The organism is Klebsiella sp. X13, assembly GCF_003323835.1.
Classification (GTDB): Bacteria; Pseudomonadota; Gammaproteobacteria; order Enterobacterales; family Enterobacteriaceae; genus Klebsiella; species Klebsiella ornithinolytica.
Genome location: NZ_CP030874.1, coordinates 887,083 through 903,627 on the forward strand (window position 1 = coordinate 887,083; position 16,545 = coordinate 903,627).

The window sequence follows — 16,545 nt, forward strand, 5'->3', positions numbered from 1 at the left end:
GAGGTTATTTTATCAGCAGTTAGCGTGATTCAGTCTTGTAAGACGGTGCGTAAGGTCTATAATGGCCCTCGCACCTCAACGCGGGCGTAGTTCAATGGTAGAACGAGAGCTTCCCAAGCTCTATACGAGGGTTCGATTCCCTTCGCCCGCTCCAGAATTTCTCCTGTGATAACATATCTTAGATAACATACTGTTTTTGAAACAAGTTTCTGAAATTGTATTGCATATCAGCCTCTCGTTTTAGCGCTCAAAAATACACCGGCAGTTGTCACGGAAAGTTACGGTTAGATGAACGTTTAACTTAACTCGGCGACGGTTCCAGATTGACGCCGCGATAGCAAAACGCAAACGAAAAAGCCTGACCGGGCATTGTCATTTCATCCCCTCCTATTAAAACAACGGCTTTTCTCGACAAATAGCCATCTGAAATCCGGGTACAGTAGGGTCGGTGTTGTCCATTCCGGAAACTTAATTTGACCCGCGGGAGCCCGTTATCATGTTCAGCCATATGCGTATTGCCAGACCCGTCACCGACCTGGCGCGCGCTTGCACCATGTACAGCCAGGGATTAGAGCTCCAACGAATTGCGGATTTTACCGACCATGCCGGCTTTTGTGGGATAATGGTGGGCCGTCCGGAGCTGGCCTGGCATATTGAGTTCACCCACTGTCACGATCATCCGCGTCAGCCTGCGCCGACCGATGAAGATCTGCTCGTGCTCTATTACCCCGATAAAGCAGCCTGGCAGCAGGCGTGCGCCAGAATGACGGCGGCGGGCTTTCGTACGATGAGGTCGTTTAATCCCTACTGGGATACCAACGGCAAAACATTTGTCGATGATGACGGTTATCGGGTGGTGCTTCAGAACCGCGACTGGCCATAGATTGAGGGCTCTCGTGGAACAGAGCGGCGGTTCAGGTGGCCCTGTCGGCGGCAGAACTCCAGGCGTTGAGTGCGGATATTTGCTATTCTGCATCACGTCAGGTTATTGAAGAGATTGAGAAATGGGGTCGTTTATCGTCGTCGTCTGTGTCATATGGCTTTTGTATCTAGGCGTGAAAATGCTGACCCGGACTCTGTATAAAACGGAACCCATAAACGCCAAACCAGAGCGCGATGTCTGGGGGCGCAGGGAAGGTGAAGGTCCGCTGTACCGTCGCGTCAATCGCGCAACGAAAGATGAAGATGACGAGGGATTGTTTCAGTCGGTCAACCGGCGGCAACAGGCCAGGACAGAGGAAAAAGACGTGAACGCCTCTGCTGCGTTCTACCAGTCCAGAGAGTGGCGCGCGCTTCGCTATCAGGCACTCAAAAAATATGGCGGTGCCTGTAGTGCCTGCGGGCGTTCGGCGGCAAAACATGGGGTGGTCATCCATGTCGATCATATTCGGCCCCGCAGTAAATACCCGCATCTGGCGCTGCGCCTGGATAACCTCCAGCTGTTATGCCACGAATGTAATCTTGCAAAAGGCAACCGCGACGAAATTAAATGGCGTTAGCAGCCGGTCTGGGTGCGCTTTTTTATCCCCTGGTTCGGAGTCAGGGCTCTGCGAATCGCAGGAAAAATACCCTAAAAATGCGCGCAAAGCGTCGTGTTTGATGCAGTCGTTGCGTCATACCGGTTTCTGTCCGGCCTGGCGTCGGTTGCATATGTGAACGTCACTCTGTGACTAAATAATCAAGAGTGTGACTTATCGATACTTTCCCCTGTCGCGAAGACCAACCTCGTATTTACCCTACTTTTTATCGCGTTTTATTCGCAGCGCGCCTCAGCCTTGAGTATGAATATCTGTTTGTTCAACTTGTTGTTTATAAACATATAATTGCATTCATTGTTATCATTTGAGATGTCAATCACATTTTGTTGTCAGCCAACTTTAAATCTATAAAAGTAGACGTTTGTCGACTTTTCATCTAAAAGATGGGGGTGAGGGGCTAGACAAAACCAGAAGCTGGTTATCAAATAGTTAAAAAATATCGTGCCTCATGTAAATGATTGGCCAGTGTAAACATGGCTAACACGCTTTCCGCAGTCTCTCTGCGCTGCGGTGCATCTTATCTGGAGAAGTTATGCATTCCTCTGTGAATAAAAATGAAAGCCGGACCTTCTTTGGTCATCCATATCCGCTAGGTTCGTTGTTCTTTACCGAAATGTGGGAGCGATTCTCGTTTTACGGCATTCGCCCCTTATTGATTCTGTTTATGGCCGCCACGGTTTACGACGGCGGTATGGGGCTGGCGCGTGAAAATGCCTCGGCGATCGTCGGTATCTTCGCCGGCAGTATGTACCTTGCGGCGTTACCGGGCGGCTGGCTGGCGGATAACTGGCTGGGCCAGCAAAAGGCGGTCTGGTACGGATCGATTCTCATCGCGTTGGGTCATCTGTCGATTGCTCTGTCAGCGGTGCTGGGTGACAACCTGTTCTTTATCGGGCTGATGTTTATCGTACTGGGATCGGGTCTGTTCAAAACCTGCATCTCGGTTATGGTTGGCACGCTGTACAAGAAAGGGGATGCGCGTCGTGACGGTGGATTCTCGCTGTTCTACATGGGCATCAATATGGGGTCGTTCATCGCGCCGCTGATTTCCGGCTGGTTGATTAAATCACACGGCTGGCACTGGGGCTTTGGCATCGGTGGCATCGGGATGCTGGTGGCGCTGGTGATCTTCCGGGTCTTTGCGGTACCGGCGATGAAGCGCTACGACAGCGAAGTGGGCCTCGATTCAACCTGGAATAGCCCGGTGGCGAAGAAGAACGGCGTGGGCGCCTGGCTGCTGGCGCTGGCCGTAGGTGCCGCGGTGATTATCACGCTGATTGCGCAGGGCGTGATTGTGGTTAACCCTGTTGCCGTTGCCAGTATGCTGGTATACGTGATTGCCGCTTCGGTCGTTCTCTATTTCATCTATCTGTTTGCCTTCGCCGGACTGAGCCGCAAAGAGCGCGCCCGTCTGCTGGTGTGCTTTATTCTGCTGGTTTCCGCCGCCTTCTTCTGGTCGGCATTTGAGCAGAAGCCGACCTCCTTCAACCTGTTCGCCAATGATTATACCAACCGTATGATCGGCAGCTTTGAGATCCCGGCGGTCTGGTTCCAGTCAATCAACGCGCTGTTTATTATTCTGCTGGCGCCGGTCTTTAGCTGGGCATGGCCGGCCATGGCGCGTAATGGCGTCCGTCCGAGCAGCATCACCAAATTCGTCATCGGCATTCTCTGCGCCGCTGCGGGCTTTGGCCTGATGATGCTGGCGGCACAGAATGTGCTGAACAACGGCGGGGCCGGCGTATCACCGTTCTGGCTGGTAGGCAGTATTCTGATGCTGACCCTGGGCGAGCTGTGCCTGAGCCCGATTGGCCTGGCAACCATGACGCTGCTGGCGCCGGAAAGAATGCGCGGCCAGATGATGGGGCTGTGGTTCTGCGCCAGTGCGCTGGGTAACCTGGCGGCCGGCCTGATCGGCGGCCATGTGAAAGCTGATCAGCTGGATATGCTGCCAGATCTCTTTGCACGTTGTTCGATTGCGCTGCTGATCTGCGCCGCCGTACTCTGCGTGCTGATCGTTCCGGTGCGCCGGATGCTGGAAAATACGCAGAACAAAACCGCACAAAAACCGGCTACCCACGCCTGACGGCAACGGAAACTGACAGTCGGTAAGCTGGCGCGTAAAGCGCCAGCTTTTTTTTCGTCTGAAATTTAACGGGAAATATCCGTCGGCCACACCATCGCCAGCGAGATATCCCCTTGGGTGAGTCCGCGACTTTTTCCCGGGCATATTATGAATGACCAGCGAACGGGCTGGAGGCAGTGAACGTCAGCGCCATGGCGGGGCAGGGGAAACCGTAAGAAAATGAGGCTGGCGGGATCAGCGCGGGCCGTCTGTCGGAGACGACCCGCTTCGGGTATTAACGGTAAACAATCCCGCCATCGATCAGGATCGACTGACCGGTCATATAGTCGGAATCCGGGCCGGCCAGATAGGCGACCAGGCTCGCCACATCGTCCGGCGTTTCCGCACGGCCAAGCGCAATCCCTTCTACATATTTTTTATAGGTCTCACCGACCGGCGCACCGGTAATTTCGGCAAAGCGCTTATCGATTTCGGTCCACATGCCGGTCCCGACAATCCCCGGGCAGTAGGCGTTCACGGTGATCCCGCGGCTGGCGTACTCTTTCGCTGCCGCCTGGGTCAGGGCGCGAACGGCAAATTTAGTGGCGGAATAGATCCCCAGCAGGGCAAAACCGTCGTGCCCGGCAATGGAGCAGGCGTTAATGATTTTGCCGTTTTGCTTGCGGTCGATAAATTTTTTCGCCGCGGCCTGAATGCCCCATAGCGTCCCCTGAACGTTGATACGCATGATGCGATCGACCTCTTCAGGGGTCACGTCGGCGAGCGCCTGTACCTGAGCAATCCCCGCGTTGTTCACGATGATATCAAAGCCGCCCAGCTCCTTTTCCGCCCGATCAATGGCGGCATACACCTGGTCACGTTCAGCAATATTCGCCACGAAGGTGGCGGCCTTACGGCCCAGCGCTTCAACTTCGGCGGCGACCGCCGCAATCCCTTCCGGGTTCACGTCGACAAGCATCAACGACGCACCCTCTTTGGCCAGACGTAAAGCAATACCGCGGCCGATGCCCTGACCGGCACCGGTGACTAATGCAACTTTATTTTCGATAGCCATTTCTGTACACACCTTGTACTGATTAAGAAACGATGGATGCCTGATGGAGAAAAGATTCGCTGCACGAAGGCGCAGGCCTGGCGTACTGCCCATCGGCGGCAAAGGATAAAACTACTCTATAGGTATGGATAAACGTGGCCTACCCCCCGGTTGGGGGGGATAATGGCGTATGCACGGGATGAGGAGGTTATGGCGCTATGGAATTGTTACCCCCGACGGATGACGCATTAAGCGAGTTTGTTCATCAGGAACCGTTTCGCCTTGCGCGCACCTTGCCGCTTATCGCGACGCGCTTTACGCCGCCGCGCACACCGGGGGTATTGCAGTCGCGCGATCGTCTGCTGCAGCGGCTGGACGCCGCGCTCACCAGTACGCTAACGCTGGTATGCGCCCCCGCCGGGTTCGGCAAAACCACGCTGCTGGCCCAGTGGTATCAGCATCGGCAGCAGCAGGGGAGTACGCTGGCCTGGCTGAGCATTGATGAAGATGACAACACGCCCTTCCTGTTTATGCGCTATCTGCAGGCGGCGCTGCGGCCGCTCTGGCAAGCGGCGAATGCTCTGCCGGAAAGCGCCCCCGGAGACGACTTTCGGCTGTTTCTCGCCGGGCTCGTCAACCAGCTGCACAGCTATCCGATTTCGCTGTCTCTGATCCTCGATGATTACCAGAATATTGCTCACCCGGAGATTCATGATGGTTTGAACTGGCTGCTGAACCACGCGCCGCCGTCTCTGCATCTGATTATTGCCAGTCGCAGCCAGCCGCCCCTGGCGCTGAGTCGCCTGCACATGGAGGATCGGCTGGTGGAGATCGATGATCGTGCGCTGCGGTTTAATGCTGAGGAGGCCAGAACCTATTTTGCCACGTCGATCTCCCCGGCACCGGATCCGCAGGAGATTCCGCGCCTGATTGCCCGCACGGAGGGGTGGGTTGCCGGTATGAAAATGGCGGCTTTAGCAAGCGGCAGCGCCCATAGCGCCCATTGTTGCCCGACCGACGGCAAGCTGAATACCGCTTCCCGCGCCCTCTCTCGCTACCTGGAAGAGGTGATCTTTGCGCCATTGCCCGCCGGGGTGTTGGACTTTCTTCTGCGAACCGCAATACTCAACCGCCTGCATCCGTCGCTGTGCGATGCCGTGACCGGGAAAGGCAACGGAGAGGCGATGCTGGCGTGGATAGCCCGGCACAATCTGTTTCTCTCGGCCCTGGATGCGGACGGGTTCTGGTTCCGCTACCACCCGCTGATGCGCGAAGCGCTGCTGTATCGTCTGCAGCACAGTGCGCAGGTGGATATCCGCGTACTGCATGAACAGGCCAGCAACTGGTTTGCCGGCCAGCAGCTGTGGGCCGAGGCGATTCGCCATGCGCTGGCCGCCGGGAAAACGGGGGCCGGACACGCGGAAGCCGGCGTGCAGTCGCTGGCGGAAGAGGGCGATATCGAGACGATGGTGCGCTGGATCCGCTATCTGCCGGCAAATCTGGACCCTTCCCGCATCGAGCTGCAAACGAACCTCGCCTGGGCGCTCGCACACCGTTTTCGTTTCCACGATGCCCGCCAGCTGCTGGACGCCATTGAGTCGCTGGCGGTCGCCAACCGCAGCGCGATGGCCCACAGTTCGTGGGTGAAGCTCCGCGTGGTTCGGGCGATCTGCGAAGCTTTCGCCGACAATATTGCCCAGAGTATTGCTATCGTGGAACCTCTGCTGCACGAGGTGCCCTGCGGCGATATCTGGGTGGATGGCCTGGTGTGCAATATTCTCAGCTACTGCCATCTGGCGAACGCCCGGCCGCAACAGGCGCTGGATGTCCAGCAGCGGGTAGCGGGTATGCGGGTGGCGAACCGCAATCTGTTCGTCGAGGTCTACCGGGCGTTTGTGATGGCCCAGGGATACCTGCGCCAGGGCAATCTGGCCGAAGCGCAGCGGCAGGCGGGGCGGGCGCTACAGTATGCCGAACAGCAGACCGGTCCTCACTCCAGCAGCGGCGCCACCCTGGCGCCGATTCTGGCCGAAATCGCCTGGGAGCAGGGGGAGGTACAGCGCATCCCCACTCTGCTGACGCTCCGTCTTGAGATGATCGATGACTTTTGCCCGCCGGATGGGTTTAGCCGCTGCTATATCGTGCTGGCGAAGCTGGCGCAACGTGATGGCCGGACGGATGAGATGACATCGCTGCTGCTGCATGCCGAAGGCCTGGCGGTTCAGCGTGGATGGCTGCGGGCGCAGGCGCCGCTGCTGGCTGAGCGTATTGCCAATGCGCTCCACGCCGGCGATCGCGCTGCGGCTGACAGTTTACTTCGTCGCCTTCAGGGACTGTCTCTCGGCGCGGAGAAAAATGATGTGGTGAGCGCCTGTTTAACCCTCAGTCAGAGCCGGATGCTGATGGCCGACGGACAACCGCTGGCGGCGGCGCGGCAGCTCGATACGCTGGCCGCTGAGCAGGAGCGCGGCGGCGAGTGGTTGTTTGCCGTACGCCTGCGGCTTATTCAGGCCGTCTCCCTGTGGCGCGCCGGGGAACGGGAGCGGGCGATAACGGTGGGGATCCCGACGCTGCATCGCGCCTTTCAGCAAAAACTGTGGCGCAGCCTGCTTGATAGCGGAGAAGAGATGGCCTCATTACTGGCGGCTACCCGGCAGCGTGGGGGGCACGACGAGGTCTTCAGCGATGCGCTGACGCAGCACCTCGCCAGATTCAACGCTGCCGGGATCTTGCCGACCGTCAGCCGTCGGGCGCCCGCGCAGCTTCGCCTGACCGAGCGGGAGCAGCAGACGCTGGAGCTGATCGCCGAAGGCTACTCCAACAAAGAGATCGCGCGGGCCCTGGGAATTACGGCCGAAACCGTGAAGTGGCATCTCAAGCAGCTGTACGACAAGCTGCAGGTCAATGGTCGGATTCAGGCGGTGAATCAGGCGCGCGAGTGGCAGCTATTTCGCTGACGCCCGCTCGCCGGCACGCAAGGGGCGCCTCAGCGCGCCTGTTTGCCCAGATTCTCCAGCGCCGGGCCGCGGTAATCTCCGCCTAATGCCTTAATCAGCGTAATGTCGCTGCTCAACCGCTGCGCCTCGATATCCAGCAGGAGCAATTGCTGGGCGATGACGGGACGACGCGCTTCCTGAGCCGCATAGTAGCTGACCAGCCCCCGCTGATAGTGGGCGCTGGCGCTGCGGGAGGTGGCCATGGCGGCCGTCACCTTCAGCTTCTGCAGCACCACCTGCTGATTAAGATCGTTCAGCTCGCTGGAGCCGATCGCCACATCGCGCACGGCATCCAGTACCGCCTGGTTGTACTGTTTGATCAGAATATTGCTGGCGGTGCGGACCGATTGCAGATTGGCATTCAGCCGGCCGCCGTCGAAGATCGGCAGATACAGCCCCGGCAGCAGGTTGATCTGCTGGAAGGACGATTTAAACAGATCCCCGACGCTCAGGGCGTTGTATCCCCAGAAGGCCTTGATATCAAAGTGCGGGTAAAACGCCGCCTTCGCCGCATCGACCTGGCTTAATGACGCCGTGACGTAGCCGCGCAGCGCCTGGAGATCCGGGCGGCGGGCCAGCAGTTCAAAGGAGAGCGAGTCGGGCAGCGTTTCCTGTAGCGTCGGCAGGGGGACCGGATGGATCTCCGGCATGCTGCGCGCATCGGCGCCGATCAGCGCCCGCAATGTTTCCCGGTACTGCGTCAGCGTCCCGTTTGCCGTAATGATCTGCTGCTGCGCCGCCAGCAGCTCGGCCTGGGCATTGGCGATATCCACGCTATCCTCAACGCCGCGCTGGGTACGGTGCTCATGCGCCTGCACCGAGAGACGGGCAATCTCTTCCAGCTGATGCAACAACGTCATCTTCTGGAAGGTGGCCTGCATGGCAAAGTACAGCTGCGCCACGCTGCTGGCGAGATCCAGCTCGATTCCCGCCGTTTCCGCCTGACGCGCATTTTTCTCGCCAATGGCGGCGGCAACGCGGGCGCGATCGGCTCCCCATAAATCAATATTCAGCGTGGCACCGACGCCGACGGTATTCAGGGTGTACCACGGACCATTTTTATCGACCGGCAGCGAGTAAGAGTAGGGCCAGGTGAACTGTTTGTTGGTAACCCGCAGCCGGTTCTGAGCCGCCACCGCGGTGGCCTGGACGCCCATTGCCGACTGCGCCAGCTCTACGGTGGACTGCGATTGCGCAATCCGCAGCCGGGCGGCCTGCATGGTCGGGGAGTTTTGCAGCGCGCGGTTGACCAGCATATTAAGCTGGGCATCGTGATAGCCCTCCCACCATCTGGCCGCTGGCCAGCCGCTGTTGGCAAGGTGAATCACCTGCGCGAGTTCAGCCTGCTGCGGGTTCACGATGGTGACCTGGCCCGGATCGTCCTGAATTAACGCGCAGCCGGTGACCAGCGTCAGAAGGAAGGCGAGCGGTGAGTAGCGCAGGAAGCGGGCTGCGGTGTCCATTTTTCTCATGACTTATCTGCCTGTCGCGAAAGCGGTAAAGGTGCGGACGACCAGCTCGGTAATGTCGTCAGCAGAGTGATCAGCGGGCGGCCAAAAGGATTACCGGGGTCGGGCCGAAGCTCGCCGAACGGCACGGGCGCCTGCTGCCGGTCGATATCATCGGCATAGGCCTCGAGCGACCCGGCGCAGTGGCGCAGAAAGGTATCTCCCGGCGCGGCGTACAGCCGGTACCCTTCGCTGAAGCGTACGATTTCGAGGGCCTGCGTCCAGGTGGCCTTCACCGGCCAGGTTTTTGCCTCGGGATGCGGGTGAGCATAAGCATTCAGCGGTTCAGCCGCCACCCGATGCATCAGCGTTTCGGCGCTGTTGAGGGCATGAAACAGCGGCACTAACTGCACCTCATCGCGACTGGCGCGCAGGTCATCGGCAATCCGCCGGTAGAGATCGGCCAGCCGCGATTTGAGCTGCGGGGCCTCGCTATCCGGCCACAGGTAGAGGTGGACAATCGAAGAGACCAGCACGCCGAGCAAAATACCGATGACGCGATCGCGCAGCTCGGTCAAATTGGTCAGCGGGCCAAACCAGCTGAGAAACGCCAGTGAGAAGGTAAAGCCGATCTGAATCCCGGCGTAGGCGATGCGTTCAGACCCCGCTGCTATCCAGGCCGACAGCGCCATCACCGGCAGGGTCATCGCCAGCAGGCCGACGATAGATTCGGTATGCGGCTGAATAAAGACGATCATTAACAGCGCCAGCAGGGTCGCGAGCAGGGCACCGCCTGTTCGCAGCCAGGTTTTCTGCAGCGTCGCGCCGAGCCCCGGCTGGGCGACAATGACACAGCTGAGCATAATCGTATGGATACCCTGCCAGTCGGCGGCGGTATAAAAAACGTAGCACAGCAGCGTTGCCAGCAGCGTTTTAAGCGCGAAGTGCAGATACGCGGGGTTCGACCAGGCGTCAGGCAGCAGCAGGGGCGCTTTTTCCTCTTCGCCAGCCGGCAGCGGCACCGGTTCGCCGCGCGCCAGCTGGCTCAGCGTCGTGGCCATCTCTTGCAAAATGACGCCGTTCGCCGTATCCCGCGCGCTGGCCTCCGGCAGGGTTGCCGGAAGCGTGCTGAGGTCCAGATTGTGCGCCAGCGTCGAGAGCGCGGCGGCAAGCTGCAGACGCCCGGCGGAAGGGGACTCTTCCGGCTGAAGCAGCGCGGCCAGATGATAGCAGTGAAGGGTGGCGGCCATCAGGGATTGCCACGCCTGCGGGTTATCGGCTATCTCTGGGCTGGAGCGGGTCGCCTGCTGATACAGAGACTGAAGCTGGGCGAACTGTTCGGCAATTTCTTTGAAAGTTGGCGGAGAACCGGCGTCCGGCCTGGCGAGAAGCGCCGCCACCCGGCGGAGCAAGAACACCATTCTCGCTTTGAACTGGTAGCCGGGAAAAGCCTGCTGAAAACCGGCGTTGACCAGCAGCGTGACCACGATGGCGAGGTTGATGACGACCCATAGCCAGAGCAGCAGACGCACCAGAATCTCACTCTGGCTGGTCATCGAGGGGAAAGTCTGCGCGTAGATAACGACCAGCGCGACGACGAAAAAGGCCAGCCCCAGCTTGCCCAGCACCCGCATCAGATAGATGGCGCCGAAAAACAGCGCTACCGAGGCGACCAGGCGGATCAGCGGATAGTCATAAGTCCATTTGATGATCAGCAGCACACAGCCCAGCGCCACGCTGACGGTGAGGAAAAAGACCACGCTCACCAGCTTTATCATCAGCACGTTAGGCTGGCTGACGTAAAACACCACGATCAGCGCCACGGCCAAAAAAGGGATCTGCAGGGTCATAAACAGGACGATCAGCACCGCGCAGCTCAGGGTCAGGCGCAGGGTGTAGTTTGCCCTCCCCGGCGCGTCGCGGAGTTCCCGGTGCAGAAATGACCAGACGTTCTGCATAGCGCCTCCTTACTGAGGCTGAAGAACGGCGCTGGCAGAGGCGCCCATACGGAAGAGTTCGGGGTCAGGATCTTTCACCGCGATCTTCACCGGGAAACGCTGCGAAACATGAACCCAGTTGATGCTCTTCTGAATAATCGGCAGACCTTCAATCACGCTCCCGCCTTCAGGCAGCACGCCGGAGCCGACGGAATCGACCACGCCGGCGAACGATTTATCATGATTGGTCATGATGGTGACTCTGGCCGCTACGCCGGGGCGGACGTTTTTAAGATCGGTTTCGCGGAAGTTGGCGATGACATACCAGCGGTCGTCATCCATTAAGGTAAATACCGGTTTTAACGCCGAGGCGTACTGGCCGACGGTGGTTTTCAGCGCCACCACCACGCCGTTAAAAGGCGCCCGGACTTCGGTAAATTCCAGGTGCAGTTCCGCCAGCGCGATCTGCGCCAGAATCCCCGCCCGCTGGGCAACCATGGCGTCAACGCCGGTCACAGCGGCCGAAGCCTGTTTCGCTTGCAGCAGCGTGGCGTCGAGTTCTGCGCGTGCGGCTTTTTCGGCGGTTCGCGCCTGGTCGAGATCCTCTTGTGAAGCAAAGCCCTGCGGGACTAATGGTTCAAGACGCGTGCGTGACGAAGTGGTCTGTTTTACCAGCGCCTTCGCCCGTTCTACCGCGGCGGCGACGGACTGGGCGTTGTACTCCTGGGCCTTAATTGTGCGCCGGGTCAGCATGATTTGCGCATCCAGCGTGGTCAGCCTGGCCCGGGCGTCATCGAGCATCGCCTGATAGGGGCGCGGATCGAGACGAAACAGCAGATCGCCTTTTTTCACCCGCTGGTTGTCGCGGATGGGCATCTCCACGATCCGGCCGCTCACTTCCGGCACCACGTCGATGGTATCGGTATAGACGTAAGCATCATTGGTTTCCGGCGAGGTCTGAAGCTGCCAGATAACCAGGATAAGCGCCACGATCGCGGCGAGGACGAGGGCCAGCAGAGGCCACTTTTTCCGTAATACGCTTGGGCTGGAGTTTGTCATAGGGGCTTAGTAAACAAAGAAAAGGAACCACAGGAGCGTGGCGAACAGGAACATCAGAGCCAGGTAGCTGAATACCAGCGGAGAAAAACGTGATTGCCAGCCTTTGCGGACGATCAGGATATGACAGGGAATGAGTAACAGCACGCCGCCCAATAAACAGAAAAACCAGCCAGGAAATGCGGCGCCTAATACCGGAATCGCTGGTGATAATGAACAACCAGAGAGAAATAAAAACATGAATAATAGCGCCGGACGTGCCAGCTTCACTCGATAATTCAAAGGATAGTTCCTGAGCGCTCATACCATTGTGGAGTGAGTTTAATCGCCCTCACGGGGAAATAAAAGCAAAGGGAAGAGACGGGCTGTCTATTTTATGGGGGGCGTCAGTGCCGCTCCTGCAGGAAAAGTGAATATAAAAGCGTTTATTTCGCATTAATGCGATAAATCTTATGACATATATGAAGGTGATTTTTGATTTCACCATAGCTGGCGTTCCGCGGCGGGGCTATGCTTAGCTCCTGAACAAGAAAAATAATTGAGGCAATGTCATGGATAAGGAATTACTGGAGGCGGGCTACCGGGCATACACCGGCGAGAAGATTGATGTCTACTTCAACACGGACATCTGCCAGCACTCGGGGAACTGCGTTCGCGGTAGCGCAAAACTCTTCAACCTGAAGCGTAAGCCGTGGATCATCCCGGATGAAGTGGATGTCGCCACCGTCGTGCGTGTGATCGACACCTGCCCGAGCGGCGCCCTGAAGTATCGCCAGAAATAAGTGAGGAAATGATGGAAATACTGGAAGGCCATAACAAGTTTTACGTCAACGATGCGGCAGGGAATCAGGTCGCGGAAATTGTTTTTGTTCCCACCGGCGAACATCTCAGCATTATTGAGCATACCGATGTCGACGAGAGCCTGAAAGGGCAGGGGGTAGGCAAACAGCTGGTGGCGAAAGTGGTGGAAAAGATGCGCGGAGAACAGCGTAAAATTATCCCGCTATGTCCCTTTGCGAAACATGAGTTTGATAATACCCGCGAGTACGATGATATCCGGGCCTGAAATAAAAGCACCGGTCTCAGCCGGTGCTCAGTTTTAGATGATGAAGGGCTTTTGCATCCGGGATGCCTGTTATTGGCGATGATGGCGAATAATATTCTGGCGCCAGCATGGTTCCGGCCTGTCGCCTGACTTCCGGCGTAGCGACCGGGAAGCGCTTCTGTCGTCAGCCCGGGCCCTCGTTTTCCAGCTTCTGCCTTTTGCGCAGGTGCGGGAAAATGGTCATCCATATCGCGACCACCACCAGCGTGCCAATCCCGCCAAGCGCCGCGGCCGGTACGGCACCCATCCACGCTGCCAGCAGGCCAGACTCAAACTCCCCAAGCTGGTTTGAGGTATTAATGAAGATAGCGTTCACCGCATTGACCCGGCCGCGCATATCATCCGGCGTATCCAGCTGTACCAGCGCGCCGCGAATCACCATGCTCACCATATCAAACCCACCCAGCGCGGCTAACGCCAGCAGGGAAAGCCACAGCTGAGCAGAAAGCGCAAACACCAGCGTCGCCAGGCCAAAGCCGGCCACCGAGGCGAACATGATCAGACCCACGTTTTTCTCCAGCTTGTGGCGACTGAGCCAGACGCCCACCAGCAGCGCGCCAACCGAAGGGGCGCCGCGCAGCATCCCCAGCCCCCATGGGCCGGTATGGAGAATATCCTGGGCGAAGATCGGTAATAGCGCCGTCGCGCCTCCGAGGAGGACGGCAAACAGATCGAGCGAAATCACGCCCAGCACATCTTTTCGCTCGCGGATAAAATGCACCCCGGCAAACAGGTTTTTGAGGTTCATCGGCAGACGGGTTTGCGGCGGCCGCTCGTAGCGCAGTCGGCTTACCAGTACAAGAGAGAACAGATAGAACAGCGCCGATACGCCGTACACCACTTCCGGACCCGCCACGTACAGCAGACCGCCAAGCGTTGGGCCGATAATGACCGCCGCCTGTCCTCCGACGGAGCTGGCCGCCATCGCGCGCGCGAGGATCGGCGGCGGTACCAGCGCCGGCAGCATAGAGGTGATTGCCGGCCACTCCAGCGCTTTTGCCACCGAGATTAAAAAGACCAGCCCCCAAATCTCAATCTTGTCCGCCCAATGCAGCAGCGTCAGCGCAACCAGCCCGAGTAACGCTATCCATTCAATGAACTGGCCAAGCAGTACAATCCGTCGCCGATCGAACTGATCCGCAAGGTGTCCCGCAGGGAGCGCCAGCAGGACCGAGGGTAAGAATTGCATCAGGCCGATCATCCCGAGCGCCATCGCGCTATGGGTGATGGCATAAATTTGCCAGCTAACGGCAACCGAAAACATTTGAAAACCGAATGATGAGCAGGTGCGCGCCAGCCAAAAGGTGACGAACGACCTGTGCCGCAGCAGTGAATCTTCCGCTGCGGATACCTGTGAACCCATAGTCTTATCCCATTTAAAGCCAATATTCCGGCCAGCATCGTCGTACCGGCCTGGTGCGAAGTCCGTCAGGGACTTTTATTATTTTTTACCACCTGACAAGGTGCGATATCTTGTGAGTTCGGGCAGTGGCAAGGCGTGCGCTTTGCTACCTGGCGCTTAGCGTCAATGGGGTTGATTATATGCATCCCCCTGGTCACAGGCGCGTTATTTGAGGGGCGGCAGTGATGCGCCGCCGGCCGTGGCAGAGGGTAAGAGGCCGGCAATGAGAACCGCAGGCTATCTCGCCGATGTGCGGCTGCGACCCGGAAAATGACCGTATGCTATAGTTTTATGCTTCTTTGGGGAGGAAATCGCGTGTTCTCCATCCCGCTACGACAGGAAATCTCATTTGTCTCAGCGCCAGCAACAGACCAGGCGTCGGACTGCATTTTTGGCAGATACCGTCGCGCTGATCCTCTTTTTCACGACCACCGGCATCATTAATGAACGCATGATTGCCGGTATGACGTGGGAGCAAATTTTCCACGCCCGTCTTTTAGGGGCGGTCCTGATGGTTCCGGTAGCAAGACCCTACGGCATATGGCGGGACTGGTTGATGAAGCGAGCCGGAGAGAGTCAGGTATCCAGGCTGTTATGGGATAGCATTGCTCTCGTCAGCTTTCAGGTCCCCCTCTATGCATCGATCATTGCTTTCAGCGGTGCCTCGGGAGGCGGCCTGGTCCGAGGCACGCTCGGCGCCGCCTTGATGATGCTTTTTCTGGGCCGCCCCTATGGCGCGTTTCTTAACCGGGTGCGTAAATTATTCGGCCTGCCGCTGGGGGGCAGTAAGCCAATGTCGTTGGGGGAGTGAGTGGCTGGTTTGTGTCAGGCGGGGACGTTGCCCGTGAATCACCTTTGACCCAATGAGGATAAGGTCAGCCGCTTTTACTTAGAGCGTTTCATTGCATCCTGCTTCCCGGGATTGCATTGCTGTTTTGTACCGGGAAGATAAAATTTTCCCGAACGGTCTGGATTGGTTCCGCCCGGACAACCCGCGCGGCCCGGAGTAGAGACAGTATTACTACCGTCTGAACCGTTTCCTCCATCAGAAAAATTCCCTCCATCACCACCATTACCGCCATCAGCAGCATTTACCGCAAATGCGGATAACATAAAAAAAAATGCAAAAACACACCTGGCCATAAAAACTCCGTTGTTTAACAATCAAATGTTCAATCAATCATCCCGGCATGCATCCATTGTTGGGAATGTCAAAAGATCGGGTACGCCGCTTGCTCACAGGGGACCTTCAGCCCAGTCAGCTCGTCCGCTTCGTGCCAGGAGTGGATTGCAGGTCCGATTAATACAATCAGCGCAATTCTTTTGAGAAACAGACGGCTTCTGTCCTACCTATGTAGGGGCCGTAATTCTCGATGCGTATATATCCATATTTCTCGTAGAAATTTACAGCCCGTTGGTTGATGTGTCGAGTTCCCAGTCTAAGTTCGCTATATCCCATCTCTTTTGCAGATGTTTCCAGAAAAGTAAGTAAAGCTCTCCCAACTCCTGGCACACTTCGGTCTGAGAACATTCTTTTAAGCTCGGCTATATTTGGCGTTAACGGCCGAATAGCTCCGCATCCTATTGCATCGCCATGAGCATTCTTTGCCAATGCCCATAAGGCTTTGTCCTCATACATTGCTTCAACGGTGAAATTGCTTTTGCCGTTATCACCCGTAATAGCGGCAAGTTCTGCCGACAGCATTTCGATTAAGCGATGGGATTCTGAAGAAAATGGATCTGACTTCTCTACGGTTATCATGTTCATATCCTGCAAAATGAATGTGACAAGCATAAAGTATGCTGCCAGGTAAAACATCAGCCTGAAACGGTTGACGGGACAACACCATTCCCACACTATCCCGAAGATGTTACGCCCGCTTCTCGCTCAACCTAACCCTCAGATTCATCCTCTCTACCGTCAAATGCCTCTTTGAGATGTGC

At 57.4% G+C, this 16,545-nt stretch carries 15 protein-coding genes and 1 tRNA gene; 8 read left to right on the forward strand and 8 right to left on the reverse strand.

All coding sequences use genetic code 11. From position 1 onward, the window contains the following. The first annotated feature begins 80 nt into the window (after positions 1-80). The 4 genes from DSD31_RS04390 (at position 81) to DSD31_RS04405 (ending at position 3,624) form a co-directional block, all read left to right on the forward strand. Positions 81-154: transfer RNA gene (locus DSD31_RS04390), tRNA-Gly, on the forward strand. A 342-nt stretch (positions 155-496) separates the two neighbouring features. Then, positions 497-883, forward strand: coding sequence for a VOC family protein (locus DSD31_RS04395; RefSeq protein ID WP_113990847.1), 387 nt, complete (start codon positions 497-499; stop codon positions 881-883). A 121-nt stretch (positions 884-1,004) separates the two neighbouring features. Continuing rightward, positions 1,005-1,499 (forward strand): HNH endonuclease, encoded by a 495-nt coding sequence (locus DSD31_RS04400; RefSeq protein ID WP_004867334.1) that lies wholly within the window; start codon positions 1,005-1,007, stop codon positions 1,497-1,499. A gap of 571 nt (positions 1,500-2,070) precedes the next feature. Next, positions 2,071-3,624, forward strand: coding sequence for a peptide MFS transporter (locus DSD31_RS04405; RefSeq protein ID WP_004867331.1), 1,554 nt, complete (start codon positions 2,071-2,073; stop codon positions 3,622-3,624). 274 nt (positions 3,625-3,898) lie between these two features. On the opposite strand, the gene DSD31_RS04410 is transcribed toward DSD31_RS04405, so the two are convergent. After that, positions 3,899-4,678: an acetoin reductase gene (locus tag DSD31_RS04410; RefSeq protein WP_004867328.1), complete on the reverse strand. Its 780-nt coding sequence runs from the start codon at positions 4,676-4,678 to the stop codon at positions 3,899-3,901. A 197-nt stretch (positions 4,679-4,875) separates the two neighbouring features. Between DSD31_RS04410 and DSD31_RS04415 the strand changes: the two genes are divergently transcribed. Then, the gene (locus DSD31_RS04415; RefSeq protein WP_113990848.1) at positions 4,876-7,614 is read left to right on the forward strand and encodes a LuxR C-terminal-related transcriptional regulator; all 2,739 of its coding nucleotides are present in this window, start codon (positions 4,876-4,878) and stop codon (positions 7,612-7,614) included. A 29-nt stretch (positions 7,615-7,643) separates the two neighbouring features. Here DSD31_RS04415 and DSD31_RS04420 read toward each other — a convergent pair whose 3' ends face one another. From DSD31_RS04420 to DSD31_RS04435, 4 genes are read right to left on the reverse strand one after another with little or no spacing between them, the layout of a single operon-like run. Next, on the reverse strand, positions 7,644-9,116 hold the full coding sequence (locus DSD31_RS04420; RefSeq protein WP_172412546.1) for an MdtP family multidrug efflux transporter outer membrane subunit: 1,473 nt from the start codon (positions 9,114-9,116) through the stop codon (positions 7,644-7,646). Positions 9,117-9,121: 5 nt separating this feature from the next. Continuing rightward, positions 9,122-11,059, reverse strand: coding sequence for an FUSC family protein (locus DSD31_RS04425; protein ID WP_088402283.1), 1,938 nt, complete (start codon positions 11,057-11,059; stop codon positions 9,122-9,124). Between the two features lie 9 nt (positions 11,060-11,068). Further along, on the reverse strand, positions 11,069-12,097 hold the full coding sequence (mdtN, locus tag DSD31_RS04430) for a multidrug transporter subunit MdtN (RefSeq protein ID WP_015585795.1): 1,029 nt from the start codon (positions 12,095-12,097) through the stop codon (positions 11,069-11,071). Between the two features lie 6 nt (positions 12,098-12,103). Further along, positions 12,104-12,334 (reverse strand): YtcA family lipoprotein, encoded by a 231-nt coding sequence (locus DSD31_RS04435; protein WP_369974010.1) that lies wholly within the window; start codon positions 12,332-12,334, stop codon positions 12,104-12,106. A 311-nt stretch (positions 12,335-12,645) separates the two neighbouring features. Here DSD31_RS04435 and yjdI point away from each other — a divergent pair, with 311 nt between their 5' ends. Then, positions 12,646-12,876: a 4Fe-4S mono-cluster protein YjdI gene (gene yjdI / locus DSD31_RS04440; protein WP_015585797.1), complete on the forward strand. Its 231-nt coding sequence runs from the start codon at positions 12,646-12,648 to the stop codon at positions 12,874-12,876. An 11-nt stretch (positions 12,877-12,887) separates the two neighbouring features. Continuing rightward, positions 12,888-13,160 (forward strand): GNAT family N-acetyltransferase, encoded by a 273-nt coding sequence (locus DSD31_RS04445; protein ID WP_004867312.1) that lies wholly within the window; start codon positions 12,888-12,890, stop codon positions 13,158-13,160. A 163-nt stretch (positions 13,161-13,323) separates the two neighbouring features. On the opposite strand, the gene DSD31_RS04450 is transcribed toward DSD31_RS04445, so the two are convergent. Next, complete coding sequence (locus DSD31_RS04450) at positions 13,324-14,562, reverse strand: MFS transporter (RefSeq protein WP_015585798.1); 1,239 nt, start codon at positions 14,560-14,562, stop codon at positions 13,324-13,326. Between the two features lie 388 nt (positions 14,563-14,950). Here DSD31_RS04450 and alaE point away from each other — a divergent pair, with 388 nt between their 5' ends. Continuing rightward, positions 14,951-15,412, forward strand: coding sequence for an L-alanine exporter AlaE (gene alaE, locus DSD31_RS04455; protein WP_113990849.1), 462 nt, complete (start codon positions 14,951-14,953; stop codon positions 15,410-15,412). Positions 15,413-15,486: 74 nt separating this feature from the next. Here alaE and DSD31_RS04460 read toward each other — a convergent pair whose 3' ends face one another. Next, a complete protein-coding gene (locus DSD31_RS04460; protein WP_113990850.1) occupies positions 15,487-15,744 on the reverse strand; it encodes a hypothetical protein in 258 nt (85 codons plus the stop codon). 166 nt (positions 15,745-15,910) lie between these two features. Further along, complete coding sequence (locus DSD31_RS04465) at positions 15,911-16,363, reverse strand: GNAT family N-acetyltransferase (RefSeq protein WP_224050117.1); 453 nt, start codon at positions 16,361-16,363, stop codon at positions 15,911-15,913. Between the last annotated feature and the right edge of the window lie 182 nt (positions 16,364-16,545).